Raw genomic sequence first — 24,329 nt, 5'->3', positions numbered from 1 at the left:
CGCGGGAGCGATAGATTGGGGGAGTGAATATCAGCTCCGAGGAATACCTGTTGCCCGGCAGCGGCGTGAGCATCAACGCCCTGCCCAAAGTCTCCCTGCACGACCACCTCGACGGCGGTCTGCGACCGGCCACGATCCTCGAGCTGGCCGCGCCGATCGGCCTGGAGCTGCCCGCCACGACCGAGTCCGGCCTCGCCGATTGGTTCGTCAGCCAGGCCACCTCCGGCTCGCTCGCGGACTACCTCAAGACCTTCGAGATCACCGTCGGCGTCATGCAAACCCACGACGCCCTCGTGCGGGTGGCCAGGGAGTTCGTTGAAGACCTCGCCCTGGACGGCGTGATCTACGCCGAGGTGCGCTGGGCCCCCGAGCAGCACCTGGCCGGCGGGCTCAGCCTGGACCAGGCCGTCGACGCCGTGCAGGAAGGCATCGCGGCGGGCATCGAGCGGGTCGCCCAGGCCGGCATCACCATCAAGATCGGTCAGCTGATCACCGCGATGCGGCACGCCGACAGGTCCCTCGAGGTCGCCGAACTCGCCGTGCGGCACCGCGACCTCGGCGTGGTCGGCTTCGACATCGCCGGCGCCGAGGAGGGCTTCCCGGCCGGCAACCACGCCGCCGCGTTCGACTACCTGGCCCGGAACCTCTTCCCGGTCACCGTGCACGCCGGCGAGGCCGACGGGCTGGACAGCATCCGCGGCGCCCTGTTCGACGGTCGCGCCCTGCGCCTGGGCCACGGCGTGCGCCTGGCCGAGGACATCGAAATCGGCCGGGAGGACCAGGAGAACACCTACGTGACCCTCGGCCCGCTGGCCCAGTGGGTGCGCGACAGGGAGATCCCTCTGGAGCTCAGCCCGTCGTCGAACCTCCAGACCGGCGCCATCGCCGCCTGGGGCGACGACATGCTCGACCACCCGTTCGACCTGCTCTACCAGCTCGGCTTCCGCGTCACCGTCAACACCGACAACCGGCTGATGAGCGCCACCACGCTCAGCCGCGAGCTGGCCCTGCTCACGGATGCCTTCGGCTACGACCTCGACGACCTCGAGGCCCTGCAGCTCAACGCGGCCTCCGCGGCATTCCTGCCGTTGGAGGAGCGCGAAGAACTCGCCGACGCCATCGTCGACGGTTTTGCCACCGCCTAGCCCGCCAACGCCCACGCTAGAAAGCAGCCATGTCCCTCCCACCACTTCCCCTTGACGCCATCGACGTCGGCCTGCACGTCCCCGACTGGCGGGCCGCCGTCGGCGCCGCCGGCGCGGCGCTGGAGCGATCCGGTTCCACCGCACCCGGCTACACCGAGCGCATGGTGGGCGTGATCGAGGAATTCGGCGCCTACGTGGTGATCGCGCCCGGGCTGGCCCTGGCGCACGCCCGGCCCGGCCCCGATGTGCTCACCGGGGGCCTGAGCGTCGTGACCCTCGCCGAGCCCGTGGCCTTCGGACACCCGCACAACGACCCCGTCAACGTGGTCCTTGGCCTGGCGGTGACCACGGGCGACGAGCACGTGCACTTCGTCGCCGAGCTCGCCAACGTGTTCAACGATTCGAGCATCATCCCGGCGCTGGCAGCGGCGCCGGACGCAGTATCCGTACGCTCGCTCCTGGGCATCGCGGCACCAACCGGCGCAGACGCCAGCACGGAGGAACACAAATGAAGATCGTCGCACTGTGCGGAGTCGGTATCGGCACATCCGCCATTCTCAAGGTCAACGCCGAACGCGCCCTCGAGCGCCTGGACATCGAGGCTGACGTCACCGCGGCCGACATCGCCAGCGTGAAGCTCGCCGCCGCGGACGCGCAGGTCATCCTCACCTCGTCGGAGCTGGTGCCGTCGATCGGCAAGACCAACGCCGACGTCATCATCATCGACAACTTCTTCGACCTCGACGAGCTGACCGCCAAGCTCGAGATCGCGCTCGGCTAGCCCGGCGCGGATGCCCGGCTGGGCATCCGCGTCCGCACCGCCGGTCAGCCGATCAGCGCTCGCATGCCCCTGTCGAGCTCGGCGAGGGCATCGGATGCGGCCTGCCGGCGTTCGGCGAGGCTGCCGACGCTGCTGTGCGTGTCGAGGTACACCTTGAGCTTGGGTTCGGTGCCGCTGGGCCGCACCATCACCCGGGAGCCGTCGGCGAGCACGATCCGCAGCACGTCGCTGGGCGGCAGGCCGTTGAAGCCGCCGGAGAGATCGTCGATGTGGTCCACCCGGCTGGTGCCGATCATCGCCGGCGGGCTCTCGCGCAAGCGTGCCATCACCCTCTCGATCTCGGTGAGGTCGGTGACGCGCACCGAGATCTGGCCCGAGGCGAAGTAGCCGAACTTCTCGGCGAACGCGTCGAGGTGGTCCGCGAGCGTCAAACCGTCGGCCTTGAGCTCGCTGACCAGCGAGAGCAGCGCCACGGCGGCGGAGATGCCGTCCTTGTCGCGCACGGTGCCGGGGTTGACCAGGTAGCCGAGGGCCTCTTCGAAACCGAAGATCAGGCCGGGAGCGCGGGAGACCCACTTGAACCCGGTGAGGGTGTCGGCGAACTGCAGGCCGTAGGCGTCGGCGACGGCCTTGAGCGCCGGCGTCGACACAATCGAGCAGGCCAGGGTGCCGTCGGCACCGCCGTCGCCCGGCGCGTTGGCGGCCAGCTCGGCGGCCCGCCAGCCCAGGATGGCGCCGACCTCGTTGCCGCTCAGGCGACGGTAGCCCTCCGGCGCGTCGGCGTCCGGGATGGCGATGGCGAGCCTGTCGGCATCCGGGTCGTTGGCGATGATCAGTTCGGCGTCGACCTCACGCGCGGTCTCGTAGGCGAGGTCCATCGCGCCGGGTTCCTCAGGGTTGGGGAACGCGACGGTGGGGAACGCCGAGTCGGGGGCGATCTGCGCGTCCACGAGGGTCGGCAGGGCGAACCCGGCGGCGTCGAGCACGCGGCGGGTGGTGTCCCACCCCACACCGTGCAGGGCCGTGTACACAACGCTCACCTGCGCGCGCGGCGACGCGCCGATGGCGGCGGTCGCATCCACGTAGGCCTGCACGACGGACTCCGGAGCGGTCTCGTACCCGGCCCGCGGCAGCTCGGTGACGAGCTGGGTGTCGGCGACGTGCTGGATCTGGGCGGCGATGGCGACGTCGTCGGGGGAGACGATCTGCGAGCCCTCATCGGAGTCGCCCAGGTAGACCTTGTAGCCGTTGTCGTTGGGCGGGTTGTGCGAGGCGGTGACCATCACACCGGCGCTGGCGCCGAGGTGGCGCACCGCGAAGGCCAGCACCGGGGTGGGCAGCAGGCGGGGCAGCAGCACGGCGCGCACGCCGGCGCCGGCCATGATCGCGGCGGTGTCGGTGGCGAAGACGTGCGAGTTGCGGCGGCCGTCGTAGCCGATGACCACGGACGGGATGCTGCCGGGCCGGCTGCTCGCCGCGGCGGCGAGGAGATAGGCGGCGAGTCCGGCGGCGGCCTGGCTGACCAGAACCCGGTTCATCCGGTTGGAGCCGGCGGCGATCTCGCCGCGGAGGCCCGCGGTGCCGAACGCGAGGCGCTCGTCGAAGCGGGAGTGCAGGTCGGCAACGGCGGCCGGGTCGCGATCCTGGGCCTGCTGGATCAGCACGCGCAGCTCGGCGCGGGTCTCCGGGTCCGGGTCCTGGGCGAGCCAGTCGGTCGCGGTGACCAGCAGCAGGTTGACCGGGTCGGTGGCCGTGGTGTCCAGCACTGCCGTGGCGGCGGGCACCTCTCCGGCCGTCTCGTCCGGTCCGTCGACGGTGTTCAGCACGGCGGTCTGCGGTTCGCGTTCGTCGTCGCCGGCGTGCGCGCCGCGTGGGAGGAGCGGCTCGGCGGGGGTGCCGGGCTGGGTCGGAGTCTCGTCGCCGTGGCTCACAGTGCGGCCACAATGCTGGCGAGGAGGGCGCTGATGGTCGCTTCGGCGGCCTGGCCGGCCTCGAGCACCTCGCCGTGACTGAGCGGGGTCTTTTGAATGCCGGCGGCGAGGTTGGTGATCAGCGACATGCCGAGTACCTCCATGCCGGCCTGGCGGGCGGCGATGGCCTCCAGCGCGGTGGACATGCCCACGATGTGGCCGCCGATGGCCTTGGCCATCTGCACCTCGGCGGGAGTCTCGTAGTGCGGCCCGCGGAACTGGCAGTAGACGCCTTCGTCCAGGGTGGGGTCGATGCCGCGGGCGAGGTCACGCAGCCGCTGGGAGTACAGGTCGGTGAGGTCGATGAAGGTGGCGCCCTCGAGCGGCGAGTCGGCGGTGAGGTTGATGTGGTCGCTGATCAGCACCGGGGTGCCCGGCTTCCACGTCTCGCGGATGCCGCCGGCCCCGTTGGTGAGGATCATGGTCGTCGCCCCGGTCGCGGCGGCGGTGCGCACGCTGTGCACGACCCGGCGCACGCCGTGGCCCTCGTAGTAGTGGGTGCGGGCGCCGATCACCAGGGCACGCTTGCCGCTCGAAAGCAGCACCGAGCGCAACATGCCCGCGTGGCCGGCCAGCGCCGGCGCGCTGAACCCGGTGATTTCCTGCGCGGGGATCGTGTGGGTGGTCTCGCCGATCAGGTCGGCGGCCTTGCCCCACCCGCTTCCCAGCGTCAGGGCGATGTCGTGATGGGCGACACCGGTGGCGTCGGCGATTTCTTGGGCGGCGGTGGCGGCCACGTCGAACGGGTTGGTTTCCGTCGCGTCAAGAGGATTGATCTCGGTCGTGAGCATCCTCCTACTCTAATTGCCTGCGGGGCAGCCGTGGTTTGGTGGGTCGCGCGGTGCAGGACAGAATAAGTGAATGCCTTACGAGTTCGAACGAAAACAACGCATCATTATCATCGGTGGCGGCCCCGGCGGATACGAAGCGGCACTCGCCGGCGCGCAGCAGGGCGCAGAGGTGACCCTGATCGAACGGGTCGGCGTCGGTGGTGCCGCGGTGCTCACCGACGTCGTTCCCTCGAAGTCGCTGATCGCCACCGCGGAAGCGTCGAACTCGATCCGTGAGGCCAACGACCTGGGCGTGCAGTTCTTCGTGCGCGACGCCAAGGGCAAGCCGCTGCACCCCGAGGTCGCGATCAACCTCGCCGCGGTGAACAAGCGCCTGCTCGCGCTGGCCAGGGAGCAGTCCGAGGACATGCGGGAGACCCTCGTCAAGGCCGGCGTCAAGCTGCAGAGCGGCCACGGCCGGCTGGACGGCCGCGACGCGGTCATCGTGTCCACCGGAGACGACGGCTCAGGCACCGATTTCGACCGGATCGAGGCCGACACCATCGTGCTGTCGGTGGGCGCGAGCCCCCGCACGATGCCCACGATGATGCCCGACGGCGAGCGAATCCTCACCTGGACTCAGCTGTACAACCTCAAGTCGGTGCCCAAACACCTCATCGTCGTCGGCTCCGGAGTCACCGGCGCGGAGTTCGCCTCCGCCTACCGGGCCCTGGGCGCCGAGGTCACCCTCGTCTCCAGCCGCGACCAGGTGCTGCCCGGCGAAGACGTCGACGCCGCCGCCGTGATTGAGAACGTGTTCAAGCGCAACGGCATGGTGGTGCTGAACAAGTCCCGCGCCGCCACCGCCGAACGCACCGACACCGGCGTGCTGGTGACCCTCACCGACGGCCGCACCGTCGAGGGCAGCCACTGCCTGATCGCCGTCGGCGCCGTGCCGAACACCCAGGGCCTGGGCCTGGCCGAGGCCGGCGTCCAGCTGGACGAGTCCGGCCACATCCGGGTGAACCGGGTGGCGCGCACCTCGATCCCGAACATCTACGCCGCGGGCGACTGCACCACGGAGATGCCGTTGGCGTCCGTCGCATCCATGATGGGCCGCACCGCGGTTTACCACGCCATGGGCGACGCGGTGAACCCGATCGAAATCCGCAACGTGGCGGCCAACATCTTCACGCAGCCGGAGATCGCGACCGTCGGCTGGACCCAGAAGGAGATCGAGGAGGGAGTGCGCCGCGGCGAGGTGTACAAGATGCCGCTCGAGTCGAACCCGCGCGCCAAGATGATGGGCATCAAGGACGGCTTCGTCAAGCTCATCGCCTCCCGCGGCACCGGAACCGTCATCGGCGGCGTCATCGTGGGCCCCAAGGCCAGCGAACTGATCTTCCCGCTCACCCTCGCGGTCGAGCACGGCCTCACCGTCGACGAGGTCGCCGAGGCGTTCACCGTCTACCCGTCGTTGACCGGGTCCATCACGGATGCCGCACGCGCGATGCACAAGGTGCACTACTGACCCAGCACCCCGGCCGCATCCGCGACTAACTGTCGCCCGTGCGGAAACCTGCGCCCGGTACGCCGGGCGCAGGTGTCCGGTTCGGGCACAGTTGCGCAGCTAGGGGGGTGTCAGCCGACGGTCATGAGCAGGTGGCCGGAGGAGACCGTCGAGCCGACAGCGGCGCCGATGACCCCGACCACGCCGTCCTTGTGCGCGGTGAGCGGCTGTTCCATCTTCATGGCCTCCAGCACCAGCAGCAGGTCGCCCTTGACGACGGTGTCGCCCTCCGTGACGAGGATCTTCACGATGGTGGCCTGCATGGGCGCCTTGACGGCATCGCCCGTTGCGGTGTTCACCGAGTGAGCGGCGGTCCGACGGCGCGGGGCCGGCCCGGCGGTCTTCTCCGACGCGGTACCGGGCAGCAGCTTGCTGGGCAGGCTCACCTCGATGCGGCGGCCGTCCACCTCGACGACCACGCTGTGCCGGGCGTCGGAGCGAGGACGGTCCTCGACGGTACCGCTCCAGGGGGCGATGGTGTTCTCGAACTCGGTCTCGATCCAGCGGGTGTCGATCGAGAACGGTGCACCGTCGGCGGGGGCGAAGGCCGGGTCGCGCACGATCATGCGGTGGAACGGCAGCACTGTGGGCAGGCCGGCCACCTCGAACTCGTCGAGGGCGCGGCGGGCGCGTTCCAGGGCCTGTTCCCGGGTGGCGCCGGTGACGATGAGCTTGGCCAGCAGCGAGTCGAACGAGCCGGAGATCTCGTCGCCGGACTGCACGCCGCTGTCGACGCGCACACCGGGGCCGCCGGCGGCCTTGAAGACGTGCACCGGGCCGGGGGCGGGCATGAAGCCGCGGCCGGCGTCCTCACCGTTGATGCGGAACTCGAACGAGTGGCCGACGGCGATGGGGTCGTCGTAGTCCAAGGTGCCGCCCTCGGCGAGCCGGAACTGCTCACGGACCAGGTCGATGCCGGTGACCTCCTCAGAGACCGGGTGTTCCACCTGCAGGCGGGTGTTCACCTCGAGGAAGGAGACCGTGCCGTCCTGGCCGATCAGGAACTCGCAGGTGCCGGCGCCGACGTAACCGACCTCCCGGAGGATGGCCTTGGACGCCCGGTACATCTCGGTCGTCTGCGCCTCGGTGAGGAACGGTGCCGGCGCCTCTTCGACGAGCTTCTGGTGGCGGCGCTGGAGGGAGCAGTCGCGGGTGGAGATCACGACGACGTTGCCGTGGGCATCCGCGAGGCACTGGGTCTCGACGTGCCGGGGCTTGTCGAGGTACTTCTCCACGAAGCACTCGCCGCGGCCGAAGGCCGTGACGGCCTCACGCACGGCGGAGTCGAACAGTTCCGGTACCTCGTCGCGGGTGCGGGCGACCTTCAGGCCGCGGCCGCCGCCGCCGAAGGCCGCCTTGATGGCGACGGGCAGGCCGTGCTGGTCGACGAAGTCGAGAACTTCGGATGCGTCGGCGACGGGGTTCAGGGTGCCGGGCGCCATCGGCGCGCGCACCTTCTCGGCGATGTGCCTGGCGGAGACCTTGTCGCCGAGCTGCTCGATGGCCTCCGGGGACGGGCCGATCCAGATCAGGCCGGCGTCCAGGACGGCGCGGGCGAAGGCGGCGTTCTCGGCGAGGAAGCCGTAGCCGGGGTGCACGGCGTCGGCGCCGGAGCGGCGGGCGATGGAGAGGATCTTCTCGATGACGAGGTAGGTCTCGGCGCTGGAGGTGCCGTCGAGCCCGTAGGCCTCGTCGGCGAGACGGGCGTGCAGGGCGTCCCGGTCCTGGTCGGCGTATACGGCCACCGAGAGGATGCCGCTGTCCTTCGCCGCTCGGATCACTCTGACGGCGATCTCGCCCCGGTTGGCGATGAGGACCTTCGTTATACGCGACATAGGTACTGAGCCTATTGGTCCGAACCCCCGCAATTTTGGTTCTTTCCCACAAAAACCGCGGCAAGAACACTGCGTGGGGCTACAAAGGCCCCGAAAGAACGGTCAGTCCGGTAGGGCCGAAGTGCCCGTATTCCACAGGCTCGGCCAGTCATAGCCCAGCCGGAGCACCAATCTGCGCAGGGTCGGCAACGACAGTCCGACGACCGTGGACGGGTCGCCCTCGATGCGGCTGATGTACGGCGCGCCGAGGCTGTCGATGGTGAAGGCGCCCGCGACGAAGAGCGGTTCACCGGTATCGATGTAGGCGTCGAGCTCCGAATCGGAGAGGTCGTCGGCGAACGTCACGTCGGCGACGGCGACGGCACCGACGGCACGGCCGGGCCGACCGTCGATGTGCTCGATCAGCCAGTGGCCGGAATAGAGCTGCCCGGTGCGTCCGCGCTGGGTGTGCCAGCGCTCCCTGGCCCGCTCGCTGGTGTGCGGCTTGCCGTAGATCACACCGTCGAGGACGAAGACCGAGTCCCCGCCGAGGATCAGCCCGTCGATGCCCCGCTCGGCACCGTCGGCCGCGACGGCCTGGGCCTTCGCCCGCGCCAGCAGCTCGACCACGTGGTGCGGTGTCAGGGGCTCGCCCAGGCGTTCAGCCTCGGCCGCCGCGACGGCATCCTCGTCGACATCGGGCGAAATGGTGACGGGTTCGATGCCCGCCGCGCGCAGCAGCGCCAGCCGGGCGGGGGAGGTGGAGGCGAGGTAGAGGCGCATGGAACCCTTCAGGCGGCAGGCAGATGTGGGATGCTCATTCAATGGGCACCAACACTAATCGTCAGGCAAGTCAGAGCACTCCAGAGGGCGAGATCGGCACCGAACTCGACCTCGATATCACCAACGTAGCCCACGGCGGCATCTTCGTTGCCCGGCACGAGGGCCGTGTGGTCTTCGTCAGCGACACCCTCCCGGGTGAACGGGTGCGCGTCAGGCTCACCGACGCGAACAAGAAGAGCTTTTGGCGGGCCGAGACCGTCGAGGTCCTGGACGCGGCCCCCGAACGTCAGCCGCACATCTGGGCCGCAGCGGCCATCGACCGGGATCCTGCCGACCGTGCCGGCGGCGCAGAATTCGGCCACATCGAACTGGGCCACCAGCGCGAGCTCAAGCGCCAGGTCCTCACCGATGCACTGCACCGGATGGCCGGACTCGACAGCGATGTCACCGTCGAGGCCGTGCCGGTGGCAGCGGATGCCTCGCCGGGCGACGCCATGGACGGCACCGGCTGGCGCACCCGGGTGCGCCTGCATGTCACGGAGACCGGCATCGTCGGCCCATACGCCGCCCGCTCGCACCGGGTGATCCCCGTCGACGACCTGCCGCTGGCCGTGCACGCCCTCGAAATGGCCGCGCCGCTGGACAAGCTGTTCGCCGGCGCCGCATCCGTCGACGTCGTCGCCCCCAGCGTCGGTGAAGTGCAGATCCTGGTCGCTGAGCAGGACGACAAGGGCCGCCGGCGCCGCACCGCGCCCAAACCGATCACCGAGCGGGTCGGCGACCGTGAGTTCCGGCTCGACGCCGCCGGTTTCTGGCAGGTGCACGCGCGCGCCGCGGAGACCCTGTTCGCCGCCGTGCAGGACGCCATCGACCCGGACCTGTTCGACCCCAAGGCCGCCAACCTCGACCTGTACGGCGGTGTGGGGCTCCTCGCCGCCGCCGTCGGCGACAGGTTCGGTTCCGACGTGCGCATCACCTCGGTGGAGAGCGACGCCCAGGCCACCGAGAACGCCGGCGCGAACCTCGCCGAGTGGGTCGGCGCCACAGCGCAGACCGGCAGGGTGGACACATTCCTGACCGGACTCACCCGCGACGCCGACGCTGCCGAACGGGCCCGTCTGCAGGCCGCCACCGTGGTGCTCGACCCGCCGCGCTCCGGCGCCGGCGGCGAAGTCGTCGACACCCTGGCGTTCCTCGCGCCGGCCCAGGTGGTCTACGTCGCCTGCGATCCGGTGGCCCTGGCCCGCGACGTCGCCCTCTTCGCCGGGCTCGGGTACACGCTGCGGAGCCTGCGCGCCTTCGACCTGTTCCCCAACACCCACCACGTCGAAGCCGTCGCCCTGCTCACCAGATAGCTAGTCTTAGCACCAAGAACGAAGACGAGAGATGACAACCGTGACCGTGACCGAGCCTGACACCGCGACCGACCTGGCCGACCGCCCCGTACGCGTGGGCATCGCCGACGACCATGAGTCGGTGCGGCTGGGCCTCAAGGCCGCCTGTGAGAACACCGGCTTCGAGGTGGTCTTCGAGGCCGCGACGGTACGCGAACTCGTCGACGGCATCGCCGGCCGCCCGGTGGATGTGATCGTGCTCGACCTGTCCCTCGGCGACGGGTCCCTCGTCACCGACAACGTGCACCTGGCCCGCGGCACCGGCGCGTCGGTGTTGGTGCACAGCATCGCCGACAGGGTCGCCCTGGTTCGTGAGGCCCTGGCCGCCGGCGCTGCCGGCGTCATCCCCAAGTCGTCGCCGACGACCACGGTGATGGCCGCCGTCGCCTCCGTGGCCCGCGGTGACGTGCTCAACAACCTCGAGTGGGCCACCGCCATCGACGCCGACCGGGACTTCGCCAAGGCCCAACTGGGTCGCCGTGAACGCGACGTGCTGCACCTCTACGCCTCCGGCCTGCCGCTGAAGATGGTGGCGATGCAACTGGGCATCGCCCACTCCACGGCCCGGGAGTACCTCGACCGCATCCGCGTGAAGTACGTCGAGGTGGGCCGCCCGGCGCCCACGAAGGTGGACCTGTTGCGCAGGGCCGTGGAAGACGGCATCCTGCCGGGTCTCGACCTGGAAGGCGGGGATGGGCGCTCCTAGTCCGGCCGAGGTCCTGCCGGTCCGGTCGTTCAGGCTGTCGCCGGGCCGGGTCGCACCCGAACAGCTCGGTGCCGACCTCCTCAACGAATCCAAGCAGCCGCGCAAACCCATCAGTCGCGCGCAGATCGAGCGGGTGGTGTCGCGGGCCGCCGGCGGCGTCGGCCTGATCTTCGCCCTGCAGACCTATCCCGCGATGCTCGGCCAGCTGGACAGCCTCAAGCCCGGTCTCGGAGTGGCGCTCAGCGTCGCGATCTTCGGCGGTCTGGGCGTGGCGACCATCGCCACGCTGGTGAAGAAATACGTCAGAGTCACCAGCGGAGTGTTCGCGGGGGTGTACCTCGTCGCCCTGATCGGCTGGCCGGCGATGCTGAACACCCCGGAAGGCACTCTCGAGGGCAAGCCCTGGCTCTGGTATCTCTGCACCGTCGCGACAGGTTTCGCCGCCGTCTCGTTCTCCAAGTGGTGGGCGATGATCTACACCTTCCTGGCCCCGATCGTCTACGGCATCGTGCGGGTGCTGCCCGCAGGCGGCGGCGCCGATCCGATGCTCGGCGCCCTCGACGCCGTCTACGCGATCATGCTCGGCCTGGTGATCCTGATCATCATCACGATGCTGCGTCAGGCCACCGCCGGGGTCGACATCGCGCAGACCAACGCGCTGTCCACCTACTCCGCCGCCGTGCGCCAGCACGCCACCGAGGTGGAGCGGGTGCAGGTGGACTCCCTCGTGCACGACAGTGTGCTCGCAGCCCTGTTGTCCGCCGCGGCAGCCGGCACGCCGAAGGCGGCCGAGCTGGCCGCCACGATGGCGGAGGACGCCATTGCCAGGCTCAACGAGGCCGGGTCGCTCCCGGCAACCGACGACAGCCTGGTTCTGTTCAGCACACTCAAGGACCGCATCCGCGCGTTCGCGGACCGGTTCGACGAGCCGATCGAGTTCATCGACTGCGAAGCGGAGAGGCTCAGTCTGCCCGCGCATGCCGGCGAGGCCCTCTACGCCGCCAGCGCCCAGGCGATCGTGAACAGCATCCAGCATGCCGCTGTCCCCGGCGACCCGGTGACGAGGTCGGTGCGGATGAACTCCAATCTGCTCGGCGGCTGCGTCATCGAGATCGCCGACTCCGGTGTCGGGTTCGACCCCGCCACCGTGCCCAGCGAACGTCTGGGCCTGCGGATCTCGATCCGGGAGCGGGTCGCGAAGGCCGGCGGTGTCGTCCAGGTGAGCAGCGGCCCCGGCCGGGGCACGTCGATCCTGATCGAGTGGCCGCTGGGCGAGCGCGGTGGCCGGGCATGATCTCCGTCCCGCGCGGGCTGATCCTCTCCCTGGCCGCCCTGTTCTCGACCTATCACGTGATCCTGGCCCTCTATTCGCTGGATGTGCCGGCGTCGCCGGTCCCGGCGCTGATCGCGATCGTGCTCTACGCTGCGGCCACCGTGGCGAGCCTGTGGCCGACCAGTCCGGCCCGGATGTCGCTCTGGTTGGGGTTCTTCAACGTGGCCGTGTGCATCGCGGTGCCTCTGCTCGTGGGCAGCCAGCTGGACGGGTCCGTGGCCGACAACGGCTACGCCACCTGGTACGTGGCCGCCGTCGGCACCCTGATGACCATCACGGCCACGCGCCGGCGGGCGACCCTCGCCTGGATCGGGGTGGGCTTCCTCATCGCTCACACCGTCGTCTGGGCCGGTGCGGGCTCCCTCGCGTCGATGGGCGTCATCGGCAGCGCCGTGTGGGTGTTCGTGGCCGTGACGCTGGCCAGGGCGCTGGCCAAGGCGGGCCGGGACGCGCGGCAGTACGGCCTGGCTGAACGGGAGGCCACCGAGTGGCAGGCGGCGCAGGAAGCGCACCTCTACGAGCGCCAGGTGCGCCTGGCCCAGACCATCCGGTTGTCGGCGCCGATGCTGCGCCGCATCATCCAGGAACGCGGCACGCTCAGCGACGGGCAGCGCCTGGAGTGCCGGTACCTGGAGGCCGCGATCCGTGACGAGATCCGCGGGCGCCGGCTGCTCAACGATGCCGTACGGCATGAGGTGATGGCGGCCCGGCGGCGTGGCGCCATCGTCACCCTGCTCGACGAGGGTGGCATCGACGACCTGGCCGGCACCGATCTGGAGGTCGTGCTGAACACTCTGGCCGACGCCATGGCCGCCACGACGGCGTCCACGATCATCGCCAGGACGGCGGCCGACGGCTCGGGGACCGCCGTCACCGTGGTGGGCATCAACAGCCCTGACCCGCGACTGAGTGCCCTCGGCCAGGAATCGCCCGACGAAGAAGTGGACCTGTGGTTGGAGATCCCGCGGGCCGTGCACGCGCAGGGCGCTTCGGCCGGCCAGCCGACCCGCCGGCACTGACCGGACATGCGAAAGGGGACCCACCCGGGGGCGGATCCCCTTCCGACATTTCCGTGTCAGGGCGACAACCCGAATGTCGCCTAGACGCGCCCCCAACACATTCGCCTGCTTACCCTAGTCGGCGAATGATTGGTCGTGTTGCCCGAGAGCAACACCCAGCAATACCAATAGTGCCGACCCGGCGATCCCCTGAAAAGTCGTCATTTAGGGGGACAACCGAGGTGCGGCGTCAACCGGCTCAGGCCGTGAAGCCCCGCCAGCGCTCGTCGCCCCGCGGCAGCGGCGCCCTGATGGCCCGCTGGCTGTCCTGCCAGGGGCTCGCGGGGCCGTTCGGCGTGGCCCGCAGGTTGTCCGACTCGGCGCGCAGCAGGGCCCGCAGGACGGCGGTCACCGCGGCGGCCTCCTGTTCGGAGACCCCCGTCGTGACGAAGGTGAGCTCGGCCGGGTCGAAGCCGGCGGGGTTCTCTGAGACTGTCATGGCAGCGCCGCCTACAGCGGGATGTTCCCGTGCTTCTTGGCGGGCAGGCTGGCGCGCTTGGTGCGCAGCGCCCGCAACGCCTTGACGACGGAGACCCGCGTCGCGGACGGTTCGATGATCCCGTCGAGCTCGCCGCGTTCGGCGGCGAGGAACGGGCTGGCCACGTTGTAGGTGTACTCGTTGGCGAGCCGGCTGCGGACGGCAGCGACATCCTCGTTGGCCGCTTCGGCCTTCTTGATCTCGGAACGGTAGAGGATGTTCACGGCGCCCTGGCCGCCCATGACCGCAATCTCCGCGGTCGGCCAGGCCAGGTTGATGTCGGCGCCGAGCTGCTTGGAGCCCATCACGATGTAGGCGCCGCCGTAGGCCTTGCGCAGGATCACGGTGACCAGCGGCACCGTGGCCTCCGCGTACGCGTAGAGCAGCTTCGCGCCTCGACGGATCACGCCGGTCCATTCCTGGTCGGTGCCTGGCAGGAAGCCGGGAACGTCGACGAGGGTGAGGATCGGGATCGAGAACGCGTCGCAGAACCTGACGAACCTGGCGGCCTTCTCACCGGCCTGGATGTTGAGGGTGCCGGCCATCGCGTTGGGCTGGTTGGCGACGATGCCGACGCTGCGGCCCTCGATGCGGGCGAAGCCCACCACGATGTTCGGCGCGAACAACGGCTGGGTCTCGAGGAAGTCGCCGTGGTCGACGATGTGCTCGATGACGGTCTTCACGTCGTACGGCTGGTTGGGCGAATCGGGGATCAGCGTGTTGAGCTTGAGATCGGAATCCGTGGTCTCGAGTTCGACCTCGCTGTCGAAGACGGGCAGCTCGGCGAGGTTGTTGTCCGGCAGGAAGCCGAGCAGGGTGCGCGCGTAATCGAGGGCGTCGGACTCGTCGCTGGCCAGGTAGTGCGCCACACCGGAGATGGTGTTGTGGGTCAGCGCGCCGCCGAGCTCCTCCATGCCCACGTCTTCGCCCGTGACGGTCTTGATCACGTCGGGGCCGGTGACGAACATCTGGCTGGTCTTGTCGACCATGATCACGAAGTCGGTCAGGGCGGGGGAGTACACGGCGCCGCCGGCCGCCGGCCCGCAGATGATCGAGATCTGCGGGATCACGCCGGATGCGGCGGTGTTGCGGCGGAAGATCTCGCCGTACTTGCCCAGCGCCACGACACCCTCCTGGATGCGCGCTCCGCCGGAGTCGAGGATGCCGATGATGGGCACCCCGGTCTTGAGAGCCAGGTCCATCACCTTGATGATCTTCTCGCCGGCCACCTCGCCGAGCGAACCGCCGAAGATCGTGAAGTCCTGCGAGTACACGGCCACCTGACGGCCGTGGATGGTGCCGGTGCCGGTGACGACGGAGTCGCCGTACGGGCGCTTCTTCTCCATGCCGAACGCGACGGTGCGGTGCCGCACGAATTCGTCGAGTTCGACGAACGAGCCCGGATCCAGCAGCTCGGCCACCCGTTCGCGGGCGGTCATCTTGCCCTTGGCGTGCTGCTTCTCGATGGCGGCCTCGCCGCTCGCGGTCACGGCTTCGTGGTAGCGCATCTTGAGGTCGGCGAGCTTGCCAGCCGTCGTGTACAGGTCGGGTCCGGTCGGGTTCTCAGTCACGCCGTTCACTCTACCGGCCTCACCCCGCACCGCCCCCAGAGCGTGTCGGCCCGGTGCCCCACCAAACCTGGGCAGAATTGCAGGAGTTATGATCCCCGCGGGGTGTGAGAAGAGGCGTCAGCATGGAATTTCCGATCAGCCGCGGCATCGGGGCACGGTTCGAGTACCTCGACGAGGCCGGCTCCACCAACGATGTGCTGGTGACCCGGGCCACGGGCCCTGATGCGTCGGCCTGGCCCGACCTGTCGGTCATCGTCACCGACAACCAGACCAGCGGCCGCGGACGGCTCGGCCGCACCTGGCTGGCGCCCAGCGGCAAATCGCTGGCCATCTCGGTGCTGCTGCGACCGCGGCTGGAGAGCGGCCCGCTGCCGCCGAACCGGTACGGCTGGTTTCCCCTGCTCGCCGGTGCGGCCATGACCCAGGCCGTGCGTTCGGTCGTGCAGGCCGCGGCGCCGCCGCCCGGCGACGAGGACGCACCCCGGCACGAGGTGACGCTGAAGTGGCCCAACGACGTGCTCATCGACGGCTACAAGGTCTCCGGCATCCTTTCGGAGCTGTTGCCGGATGCCAGCGGCCTGTGCGTCGGCACCGGACTGAACCTGAGCCTGGACGAGCACGACCTGCCCACCCTCACGTCCACCTCGCTGATGCTCGTCACCGGCAGCATCCCGAACGCCGACGAGGTGCTCGCCGCGTACCTGGACGCGCTGCGGAGCCTCACCGCGAACTTCCTCGCCGCCGGGGCGGACCCCGTGGCCAGCGGCCTGCACGCCGAGGTGTCCGCCCTGTGCGGCACCCTGGGCGCCGCGGTGCGCGTCGAACTGCCCGGTGGGCAGGACCTGGTGGGCACCGCTGTCGGGCTGGACGGGGACGGCCGGCTGATCGTGGAAGACCAGACGAACGGCGAACTACAGGCCGTCGCCGCGGGGGACGTGACCCATCTGCGGTACTGAATCTGAGGTATTAATGGGTATATGACCAACCCAGCGCAAGTGATGCCCGGCGTGCCGACGACGGCGCCAGAGGTGGTCATCGCCCGGCTCCGCTCGCACGCCAGGGCGCTGTTCTGGCCCACCCTGTTCCTGATCGGCGCGTGCGGCGTGACCGGCTACTACTCCGGAAGCCTGGCCGAGCCGTGGCAGAACGTGATGCTCCTGGTCGGCGCCGGCCTGGTCGTCGTGCTGCTGTGGTTGTTGCCGCTGGTGTCCTGGCTCACCCGGCGGTACACGGTGACCAGCCGCCGGATCATCTTCGTGCACGGCATCTTCGTGCACGAGCGGCAGGAACTTCTGCACAGCAGGGGCTACGACGTCACCGTGCGCAAGAACTGGCTGCAGTCGCTGTTTCGGTCCGGGACGGTGCGGATCAATTCGGGGCTGGAACATCCGTTGTCGCTGCGGGACGTGCCCGACGCCGACCTCGTGCAGCAGGTGCTGCAGGACCTGATGGAGCAGTCACAGAGCGTGATGGCCTCGCGCCGGCAGGAGCAGTCAGCGCTCGGTGACGAATTCGGCCTCCGCGCGGGACTGTAGCCGCAGCGCTGCCGTGCTGGTGGTCACCGGACCGGTGGCCGCCGTGCCGGTGGGCACCGCAGTCGCGTCCCGGCGGGACGGTGAGAAGACCCAATACCTGTACAGGGTGAAGCGGAAGACGGCTCCGAGCAGCAGGCCGATCACGTTCGAGGAGATGTTGTCGGCGATGACGCTGGTGTAGCCGAGAACGTAGTGGCTCACCCACAGGCAGGCCAGCCCGATTCCCATACCGACGAGGCTGACCGCGAAGAACTCCAGGCCCTCACGCAGGGTCTGTGACCGGCGGTCCTTCGAGAAGGTCCAGTACCGGTTGCCGACCCAGTTGGCCAGGATGGCGAGGACCGTCGAGACGACCTTCGCCCAGATCGGGCCGGAGGCGAGGGCCTCTGGGGAGAAGACGGTGGCCCGCAGCAGATTGAACACTGTGATGTCCACCGCGAAGCCGACGAGTCCGACCATGCCGAACTTCGCGAGCTGGGTCGCGAACGCCAGCACCCGGTACCTGCTGAAGGTTGTTCTCGACATGCATCCGTCCGGCCGATAGGTGAAAATGGAACGTGTAGCGAGAAAACGCGCTTCTCTCGCAGTCTACGTCCCGGCATATTCCTCATCCTGGGAGTTCCCGGCCCCTCGGATGAACGGTCGCACAGAAATTGGTGAACAAATGAGAACGATCGTTGGTGTGATCGGCGGAGGCCAATTGGCCCGCATGATGATCCCCGCCGCGGTGAACCTCGGCCTCGACCTCCGGGTCCTGGCCGAGGCCGACGGAATGTCCGCGCACCTCGCCGCGGTGTCGGTGGGGGACTACCGCGACCTGGCCACTGTCCTCGCCTTCGCCGAGACCGTCGACGTGGTGACCTTCGACCACGAACACGTTCCGCAGGTGATCCTCCGCGAACTGGTGAACCGGGGCATCAGCGTGCACCCCGGACCCGACGCGTTGCTCTACGCCCAGGACAAGCTGCTCATGCGGGAACGCCTGACCGAGCTGGGCCTGCCCGTCCCCGACTGGGCGCGGGTGGCCGACGCGGACGCTCTGGCGCAGTTCCTGGCCGATCACGGTGGCCGGGCCGTCGTAAAGACAGCCAGGGGCGGCTACGACGGCAAGGGGGTGCGCGTGGTGTCCCACGCCCACGAGGCCGACGACTGGTTCCTCGCGCTCGCCGAAGACGCCAACGGCGGCGACCTGCTGGTCGAGGAGCTCGTCGACTTCCGCCGCGAACTCGCCCAGGTCGTCGCGCGACGCCCGTCCGGTGAGATCGCGATCTGGCCCGTCGTCGAGACCGTGCAGCAGAACGGCGTCTGCGCCGAGGTCATCGCGCCGGCACCGAAGTCGGCTGGCCGGCTCAGCGCGCTCGCCGCCGACATCGCCGAGCGGGTCGCCGAGGGCATCGGTGTCACCGGGGTGCTCGCCGTGGAACTCTTCGAAACCACCGACGGCCGGTTGCTGGTCAACGAGCTCGCGATGCGGCCGCACAACAGCGGTCACTGGTCGATCGACGGCTCCACCACGAGTCAGTTCGAACAGCACCTGCGAGCAGTGCTCGACCTGCCGCTGGGCGACACGGCGCTCCGGGACCCCTGGTCGGTGATGGTCAACGTCCTCGGCGGCCCCGCCGAAGGAAGCATGGCGGCCCGGTACCCGGCCGCGTTCGCCGAGCAGCCGACGGTCAAGGTGCACAACTACGGCAAGGACCCCCGCCCCGGACGCAAGATCGGCCACGTCACGGCATCCGGGCCCGATCTGGACTCAGTCAGCTACCAGGCGCGTGCCACTGCGGCATATTTTCAGGACTAAAGCCTAAGATCGTCACCGTGCCAGACAACCTCGCGACTCCCGCCCCCGAGTCCGCCCCCTCCTCAGCCGCGCTCGTCGGCGTCGTCATGGGGTCGGACTCCGACTGGAACGTCATGAGCGACGCCGCGGCCATGCTGGCCGAATTCGGTGTCGCCCACGAGGTGCAGGTGGTCTCAGCGCACCGCACGCCGGAAAAGATGATGCGCTACGGCGCCGAAGCCTGGGGCCGCGGCCTCAAGGTGATCATCGCCGGCGCCGGCGGCGCCGCACACCTGCCGGGCATGCTCGCCGCGGTCACCACGCTTCCCGTCGTGGGAGTTCCGGTGCCGCTGGGCCGCCTGGACGGCCTGGACTCACTGCTCTCGATCGTGCAGATGCCGGCCGGCGTTCCCGTCGCGACGGTCTCGATCGGCGGCGCGCGCAACGCGGCCCTGATCGCCATCAAGATCCTGGCGACGGCGGATGACGCGCTGCGCCTCAAGCTGCAAGGCTACGCCGACCAGCTGGCCGAGCAGGTGGAGCAGAAGAACACGGCCCTGCAAGCGAAACTATGACGAGCGCCAGCAGCCCGATCCGGCACCCGAATTCCGGCTCCAGGCAGGTCATGACCCGCCGGGCCTGGTGGCTCGTGGTCCTCAACATCCTTCTGCCCGGCTCCGCCCAGGTACTCGCGGGAAGCCGCGGCCTCGGCCGGTTCGGACTGCGCGCCAGCCTGAGTCTGCTCGGCCTCGGCGTGATCGCCGGCATCGTCTACGCGCTGAACCCCGAGATCCTGCTCACCGTGGCCACCAACTCGATCGGACTGTGGATCCTCGCCATCGTGATGGTGTTCTACGCCCTGGTCTGGGTGGTCCTGACCTTCGACACCATCCGGTTGACCCGCCTCGTGAAGGCCCGGCCCAAGGCCCGGCCGTTCATCGCCGGACTGGCGACGGTGGTGATGGTCACTGTGGCCGGAACCGCCTCCTACGGCGCCTACGTGGCCACGACGGCCAGCGGGTTCCTGTCGTCGGTGTTCGCGGCCGGCCCGTCGGAGCCGCCGGTCGACGGCCGGTACAACATCATGCTGCTCGGCGGCGACGCCGGTTCCGACCGGTTGGGCATGCGCCCGGACAGCACCTCGGTGGTCAGCATCGACGCCGAGACCGGCAAGGCCGACATCATCGGGATCCCTCGCGACCTCGAGTACGTGCCGTTCCCGGAGGATTCCCCCCTGTACGCCTCGTACCCGGACGGCTACGGCTACGACGGCGTCTGCGACGTGGACGTCTGCCAGCTCAACTCGATCTACACCGAGGTGGAGCTCAAGAGCCCGGAGATGTACCCCAACGCGGTGGCCGAGGGCAGCGAACCCGGCATCGAGGCCATGCGTGACGCCGCCAGCGGCGTCACCGGGCTGACCATCCAGTACTACGTGCTCATCGACATGCAGGGCTTCTCCCAGCTCATCGACGCCCTCGGCGGCGTGGACATCACCGTGGCGGAGCGGCTGCCCATCGGCGGTCAGGAAGACGACCTCAGCGACGTGGAAGGCTGGGTGGAGGCCGGTCCGCAGCACATGGACGGTTTCACCGCCCTGTGGTACGGCCGAGCCAGGCACGGCACCAGCGACTACGACCGGATGTCCCGCCAGCGGGTTCTGCAGGAGGCGATCCTGCAGCAGTTCAACCCGGGCAACGTCCTCACCAAGTTCCAGGGTGTGGCCCAGGCCGGCCAGGAGGTCGTCAAGACCGACGTGCCCCAGGGCATGCTCGGCTACTTCACCCGCCTCGCGGCCAAGACCAAGGAACTCCCGGTGGGCGCCGTCGAACTGGTGCCGGCCAACAACGTGGACCCGACAGACCCCGACTACGACTACATCGCCGGCCTGATCGACGCCGCGCTGAACCCGGTCACGGAGACCCCCGCGCCCTGAGCCGTTGATCGGGCCCGATGGGCTCAGAGGTCGGCGTGCAACTGCCAGACGCGTTCGGCGGTGTCCCGCCAGCTGAACGCCCTGGCCCTGTCGCCGCCGAAGATGCGCAACCTGTCGGCGAGGGCGGTGTCGCCAAGCACCCGGTCCAGGGCGGCGGCGAGCCGATCGGGGTAGCCCGCCGGGTCGTCACGCTCCACCACGAAGCCCGCATCGCCGGCGGCCTCGACCAGGGCCGGCGCATCCGAGTGGATCACTGGGGTGCCGAAGTGGAAAGCCTGGATGATCGGCAGGCCGAAGCCCTCCTCGAGGCTGGGGTAGACGAAGACCGACGCCCGCGAGATCACCAGGGCAAGCTGCTGGTCGGTCAGGCCGTCCAGCGCGCGCACCCGGTCGGGAGCGAGGCCGGCCTCGTCGGCCACCGACGCGAGAGTCAGCTCACCCCAGGAATCCGGTCCGACAACAAGCAGCGGCAGCTCCGCGGCGCCCGGACGGCCCAGGGCCGTGATGAGGGCGGTGACGGCGCGGCGCGGTTCCAGGGTGCCGGCGGTGAGGATGTACTCGTCGGGCAGCCCCAGGGCCACGGCCATGGCTTCGGCGGCGGCGGAATTCGTCGGCAGCACCAGGCCGCTGCTGACGGCCCCGCCGATCACCCGCACCCTGTCGCCGAAGTCCATGATCTCGCCGAGCTGGTCGGCGAGGGCGTGGCTGGGCACCACGATGGCGTCGGCGTGCTTGCGGGCGCGTTTGAGCATCAGCTTGGTGCGGGAGACGGTGGTCGGGGTCAACGACTCCGGATGCGTCCAGGCGAGCACGTCGTGCACCGTCACGGCGACCTGGGTCTCGTCCCTGACTCTGTCGTGCCGGTGCAGCGGAGCGAACAGGCCGGGGGCGTGCACGAGGCCGCGGCCGGCCGAGGTCGCCACACCGAGCTGCCAGGCCGCGGCGAGTTCGCGGCGCGCCAGCGCCATCTTGTGCAGGCCCGCCAGGCCGGGCAAGGCTTCGGTGATCTGGTCGTAGTGCTCCGCCGAGGTGGCGGAGACGATGCCTTCGACCGCACAGTCGGTTGGCGCCGTGGCGATCAGCGACCGGGTGAGTTCCTCGGTGTACCGGCCGAGCCCGCCGGGAACGGGCGAGACCATCTGGTCAACGATGACCCGGAGGGTGATCATGACGGGGTGAAAGCGCCGTGGGTCGCGGCGTCCTCGAGGGCCTCGGTCCAGGGCCGCATCGGGGCCAGGCCGGCAGCGGACCAGGCGTCGTGCCCGAGTACCGAGTACGACGGTCGTGGGGCCGGACGCACGAACGTGCGGCCGTCGGTGGGCAGCACCCGGTCAGGGTCCAGGCCCGCGTTGGCGAACACGGCCCTGGCGAACCCGAACCAGTTCGTCTGCCCGGCGTTGGTGCCGTGGTAGATGCCGGCTGGCGCGTCGGCGTCGAGCATCGCCACGATCTGGCGGGCCAGGTCGACGGTCCAGGTGGGTTGGCCGAACTGGTCGGCGACGACGGAGACGGTGTCCCGGCCCGCGGCGAGGGTGAGCATGGTGCGGCCGAAGTTGGGGCCGTGTGCGCCATAGAGCCACGCTGTGCGCACGATGTAGCTGCCGGCGGGGTTCTCGGTGAGCACGAACTGTTCACCGGCGGCCTTGGTGCGGCCGTACGCGTTGAGCGGGTCGATCGCGGTGTCTTCGGGGTACGGCGTGCTGCCGGTGCCGTCGAAGACGTAGTCGGTGGAGATCTGCACGAGCTTCGCACCGCTGGCGGCGGCCGCGATTGCGAGGTTGCGCGGGCCGATGGCGTTCACCGCATACGCGGCGGCCTCGTTCTCCTCCGCCGCGTCCACCGCGGTGTACGCGGCGGTGTTGATGATCACGTCGTGGCCGGTGACGGCCTTCTGAACGGCGGCGAGGTCGGTGATGTCCAGCTCGCTGCGGTCCACGGCCGTGACATCACGGTCGGAGAGGGCGTCCTGCAGGTCGCGGCCGAGCATCCCGGCCGCGCCGGCGATCAGATAACGGGTCATGTCAGCAGGCTCAGCTCAACGCCGCGCGGGCCTTGAGGGGTTCCCACCAGGAGCGGTTGTCGCGGTACCACTGCACCACGTCGGCCAGGCCCTTCTCGAAGGGCACCTCGGGGGAGTAGCCGAGTTCGGCCTGGATCTTGGAGATGTCCACGGAGTAGCGCAGGTCGTGGCCGAGACGGTCGGCGACCCGGTCCACGTAGGACCAGTCCTTGCCGGTGGCGTCCAGCAGCAGCTGGGTGAGCTCGACGTTGGTCAGCTCGGTGCCGCCGCCGATGTTGTAGATCTCGCCGGCGCGGCCGGAGACCAGCACCATCGCGATGGCGCGGGTGTGGTCGTCCACGTGCAGCCAGTCACGGATGTTGTTGCCCTCGCCGTAGAGGGGAACGTGCAGGTCGTCGATGAGGTTGGTCACGAACAGCGGGATGACCTTCTCGGGGAAGTGGTACGGGCCGTAGTTGTTCGAGCAGCGGGTGATCGACACGTTCAGGCCGTGGGTGCGGTGGTAGCTGCGGGCGAGCAGGTCGCTGCCGGCCTTCGACGCGGAGTACGGCGAGTTGGGCTCGAGGGCGCGCTCTTCGTTCCAGGAGCCTTCGGCGATGGAGCCGTAGACCTCGTCGGTGGACACGTGCACGAACCTGGGCAGGTTGTTGCGCAGTGCCGCGTCGAGCAGCTGTTGGGTGCCGAGCACGTTGGTCTCGACGAAGATCGAGGCGTCCCGCACGGAGCGGTCCACGTGGGATTCTGCGGCGAAGTGCACCACGGCGTCCAGGCCCGGGAACAGGGTGTCCAGCAGAGCGCCGTCGCGGATGTCGCCCTCGACGAAGGTGTAGCGGTCAGAATCGGCCACGGGGGCCAGGTTCTCCAGGTTTCCGGAGTAGGTGAGGGCGTCCAGGACGACGACTTCGGCGCCTTCCAGGCCCGAGTAAGCGTCCTGCAGGGTGCGACGAACAAAGTTCGAGCCGATGAACCCGGCTCCGCCGGTGACGAGGATCTTCATATATATACGTGACCATTCCGTTTGCGTAAAGGTGCCTCCGCGATTCTACTGGACACGCCTTGCTAGGCTGGCAAACGTGCAGATTCGTGAACTCTCCGTCCCCGATTCCTACGAGGTGACCCCCAAGCAGTTCGGGGACGACCGGGGAGTCTTCCTCGAGTGGTACCGCTTCGACAAGTTGTCCGAGGCGGTCGGGCACCCGCTGGACCTGCGTCAGGCCAACACCAGCGTGTCCAGCCGCGGCGTCGTGCGCGGCATCCACTTCGCCGACATCCCGCCGGGCCAGGCCAAGTACGTCACCGCCACGCACGGTGCGATCATCGACTTCATCGTCGACATCCGGGTCGGTTCGCCCACCTTCGGCCAGTGGGACTCCGTACTGCTGGACGACGTCGACCGTAAGGCCGTCTACATTTCCGAGGGCCTCGGCCACGCTTTCGTCGCCCTGACCGACAAGGCCACCGTGAGCTACCTGGTCTCCTCCACCTACACCGCCGGCGCCGAGCACGGGATCAACCCGCTCGATGACGAGGTCGGCCTGATCTTCCCGTCCTCGGCCGGAGAGCTGCTGCTCTCGCCGAAAGACACCGACGCACCCAGCCTCGCCGAGGCCGCCGCGAGCGGACTGCTGCCCACCTGGGACGCCGCCCGCGCCTACTACCAGTCGCTCAACGAAGGGAACTAGACC

At 69.4% G+C, this 24,329-nt stretch carries 24 protein-coding genes; 14 read left to right on the top strand and 10 right to left on the bottom strand.

Annotation, left to right across the window (positions count from 1 at the left end):
- The first annotated feature begins 29 nt into the window (after positions 1–29).
- Genes E3O57_RS17160 through E3O57_RS17150 form a run of 3 tightly spaced genes read left to right on the top strand, consistent with a single transcriptional unit; the run spans position 30 to position 1,926 of the window.
- Entirely contained in the window at positions 30–1,145 is a 1,116-nt protein-coding gene (locus tag E3O57_RS17160; RefSeq protein ID WP_370290221.1) for an adenosine deaminase, read from the top strand.
- Between the two features lie 29 nt (positions 1,146–1,174).
- Positions 1,175–1,657, top strand: a complete 483-nt coding sequence (locus E3O57_RS17155; RefSeq protein ID WP_103478846.1) for a PTS sugar transporter subunit IIA — start codon at positions 1,175–1,177, stop codon at positions 1,655–1,657.
- Positions 1,654–1,926 carry a PTS sugar transporter subunit IIB gene (locus tag E3O57_RS17150; protein WP_088455255.1) on the top strand — a complete coding sequence of 91 codons (273 nt, stop codon included), beginning with the start codon at positions 1,654–1,656 and terminating at the stop codon, positions 1,924–1,926. The genes E3O57_RS17155 and E3O57_RS17150 overlap by 4 nt, the downstream gene beginning before the upstream one ends.
- Positions 1,927–1,970: 44 nt before the next feature.
- Here the strand turns inward: E3O57_RS17150 and E3O57_RS17145 are convergent, their stop codons facing one another.
- Positions 1,971–3,692, bottom strand: coding sequence for a phospho-sugar mutase (locus E3O57_RS17145; protein WP_241990483.1), 1,722 nt, complete (start codon positions 3,690–3,692; stop codon positions 1,971–1,973).
- A 161-nt stretch (positions 3,693–3,853) separates the two neighbouring features.
- Entirely contained in the window at positions 3,854–4,687 is an 834-nt protein-coding gene (locus tag E3O57_RS17140) for a purine-nucleoside phosphorylase (RefSeq protein WP_103478847.1), read from the bottom strand.
- A 70-nt stretch (positions 4,688–4,757) separates the two neighbouring features.
- On the opposite strand from E3O57_RS17140, the gene E3O57_RS17135 reads away from it, so the two are divergent.
- Complete coding sequence (locus E3O57_RS17135) at positions 4,758–6,197, top strand: NAD(P)H-quinone dehydrogenase (RefSeq protein ID WP_088455257.1); 1,440 nt, start codon at positions 4,758–4,760, stop codon at positions 6,195–6,197.
- Positions 6,198–6,307: 110 nt separating this feature from the next.
- Here E3O57_RS17135 and E3O57_RS17130 read toward each other — a convergent pair whose 3' ends face one another.
- Entirely contained in the window at positions 6,308–8,071 is a 1,764-nt protein-coding gene (locus tag E3O57_RS17130; RefSeq protein ID WP_103478848.1) for a biotin carboxylase N-terminal domain-containing protein, read from the bottom strand.
- Positions 8,072–8,173: 102 nt separating this feature from the next.
- Positions 8,174–8,833: a nucleoside triphosphate pyrophosphatase gene (locus E3O57_RS17125; RefSeq protein WP_103461197.1), complete on the bottom strand. Its 660-nt coding sequence runs from the start codon at positions 8,831–8,833 to the stop codon at positions 8,174–8,176.
- A gap of 41 nt (positions 8,834–8,874) precedes the next feature.
- On the opposite strand from E3O57_RS17125, the gene E3O57_RS17120 reads away from it, so the two are divergent.
- From E3O57_RS17120 to E3O57_RS17105, 4 genes are read left to right on the top strand one after another with little or no spacing between them, the layout of a single operon-like run.
- Positions 8,875–10,188, top strand: a complete 1,314-nt coding sequence (locus tag E3O57_RS17120) for a class I SAM-dependent RNA methyltransferase (RefSeq protein WP_103461196.1) — start codon at positions 8,875–8,877, stop codon at positions 10,186–10,188.
- A gap of 31 nt (positions 10,189–10,219) precedes the next feature.
- On the top strand, positions 10,220–10,933 hold the full coding sequence (locus E3O57_RS17115) for a response regulator transcription factor (protein ID WP_103430344.1): 714 nt from the start codon (positions 10,220–10,222) through the stop codon (positions 10,931–10,933).
- Positions 10,920–12,227: a sensor histidine kinase gene (locus E3O57_RS17110; RefSeq protein ID WP_103478849.1), complete on the top strand. Its 1,308-nt coding sequence runs from the start codon at positions 10,920–10,922 to the stop codon at positions 12,225–12,227. Before E3O57_RS17115 ends, E3O57_RS17110 begins: the two co-directional genes overlap by 14 nt.
- On the top strand, positions 12,224–13,285 hold the full coding sequence (locus E3O57_RS17105; RefSeq protein WP_103461195.1) for a hypothetical protein: 1,062 nt from the start codon (positions 12,224–12,226) through the stop codon (positions 13,283–13,285). The genes E3O57_RS17110 and E3O57_RS17105 overlap by 4 nt, the downstream gene beginning before the upstream one ends.
- 238 nt (positions 13,286–13,523) lie before the next feature.
- Here the strand turns inward: E3O57_RS17105 and E3O57_RS17100 are convergent, their stop codons facing one another.
- Positions 13,524–13,763, bottom strand: a complete 240-nt coding sequence (locus E3O57_RS17100; protein ID WP_103430341.1) for an acyl-CoA carboxylase epsilon subunit — start codon at positions 13,761–13,763, stop codon at positions 13,524–13,526.
- A gap of 11 nt (positions 13,764–13,774) precedes the next feature.
- Positions 13,775–15,310, bottom strand: a complete 1,536-nt coding sequence (locus E3O57_RS17095) for an acyl-CoA carboxylase subunit beta (protein WP_088457865.1) — start codon at positions 15,308–15,310, stop codon at positions 13,775–13,777.
- A gap of 185 nt (positions 15,311–15,495) precedes the next feature.
- On the opposite strand from E3O57_RS17095, the gene E3O57_RS17090 reads away from it, so the two are divergent.
- Entirely contained in the window at positions 15,496–16,329 is an 834-nt protein-coding gene (locus tag E3O57_RS17090; protein ID WP_103478850.1) for a biotin--[acetyl-CoA-carboxylase] ligase, read from the top strand.
- A gap of 21 nt (positions 16,330–16,350) precedes the next feature.
- Positions 16,351–16,908, top strand: a complete 558-nt coding sequence (locus E3O57_RS17085) for a PH domain-containing protein (RefSeq protein ID WP_241990478.1) — start codon at positions 16,351–16,353, stop codon at positions 16,906–16,908.
- Here the strand turns inward: E3O57_RS17085 and E3O57_RS17080 are convergent.
- Positions 16,867–17,433 carry a GtrA family protein gene (locus E3O57_RS17080; RefSeq protein ID WP_088455265.1) on the bottom strand — a complete coding sequence of 189 codons (567 nt, stop codon included), beginning with the start codon at positions 17,431–17,433 and terminating at the stop codon, positions 16,867–16,869. The genes E3O57_RS17085 and E3O57_RS17080 overlap by 42 nt on opposite strands.
- Positions 17,434–17,572: 139 nt before the next feature.
- Between E3O57_RS17080 and E3O57_RS17075 the strand changes: the two genes are divergently transcribed.
- The 3 genes from E3O57_RS17075 to E3O57_RS17065 all read left to right on the top strand — a co-directional run bounded on the left by E3O57_RS17075 (position 17,573) and on the right by E3O57_RS17065 (position 20,624).
- Entirely contained in the window at positions 17,573–18,709 is a 1,137-nt protein-coding gene (locus E3O57_RS17075) for a 5-(carboxyamino)imidazole ribonucleotide synthase (protein WP_088455266.1), read from the top strand.
- A gap of 86 nt (positions 18,710–18,795) precedes the next feature.
- Complete coding sequence (gene purE, locus E3O57_RS17070) at positions 18,796–19,263, top strand: 5-(carboxyamino)imidazole ribonucleotide mutase (RefSeq protein WP_088457867.1); 468 nt, start codon at positions 18,796–18,798, stop codon at positions 19,261–19,263.
- Positions 19,260–20,624: an LCP family protein gene (locus tag E3O57_RS17065; RefSeq protein ID WP_088455267.1), complete on the top strand. Its 1,365-nt coding sequence runs from the start codon at positions 19,260–19,262 to the stop codon at positions 20,622–20,624. Before purE ends, E3O57_RS17065 begins: the two co-directional genes overlap by 4 nt.
- Before the next feature lie 23 nt (positions 20,625–20,647).
- On the opposite strand, the gene E3O57_RS17060 is transcribed toward E3O57_RS17065, so the two are convergent.
- Genes E3O57_RS17060 through rfbB form a run of 3 tightly spaced genes read right to left on the bottom strand, consistent with a single transcriptional unit; the run spans position 20,648 to position 23,641 of the window.
- Positions 20,648–21,793: a glycosyltransferase family 1 protein gene (locus E3O57_RS17060; RefSeq protein WP_103478851.1), complete on the bottom strand. Its 1,146-nt coding sequence runs from the start codon at positions 21,791–21,793 to the stop codon at positions 20,648–20,650.
- On the bottom strand, positions 21,790–22,644 hold the full coding sequence (gene rfbD / locus E3O57_RS17055) for a dTDP-4-dehydrorhamnose reductase (protein ID WP_103478852.1): 855 nt from the start codon (positions 22,642–22,644) through the stop codon (positions 21,790–21,792). Before rfbD ends, E3O57_RS17060 begins: the two co-directional genes overlap by 4 nt.
- Positions 22,645–22,654: 10 nt before the next feature.
- Positions 22,655–23,641 (bottom strand): dTDP-glucose 4,6-dehydratase, encoded by a 987-nt coding sequence (gene rfbB, locus E3O57_RS17050; RefSeq protein WP_103478853.1) that lies wholly within the window; start codon positions 23,639–23,641, stop codon positions 22,655–22,657.
- 76 nt (positions 23,642–23,717) lie between these two features.
- Here rfbB and E3O57_RS17045 point away from each other — a divergent pair, with 76 nt between their 5' ends.
- The gene (locus E3O57_RS17045; protein ID WP_103461190.1) at positions 23,718–24,326 is read left to right on the top strand and encodes a dTDP-4-dehydrorhamnose 3,5-epimerase family protein; all 609 of its coding nucleotides are present in this window, start codon (positions 23,718–23,720) and stop codon (positions 24,324–24,326) included.
- Positions 24,327–24,329: the final 3 nt, after the last annotated feature.

The sequence above is a fragment of the Cryobacterium sp. TMN-39-2 genome (assembly GCF_004402745.1).
In the GTDB taxonomy this organism is placed as follows: Bacteria; Actinomycetota; Actinomycetes; order Actinomycetales; family Microbacteriaceae; genus Cryobacterium; species Cryobacterium zongtaii.
The sequence above is the reverse complement of the archived record's forward strand: the minus strand, read 5'-3'. Positions and strand labels throughout refer to the sequence as shown.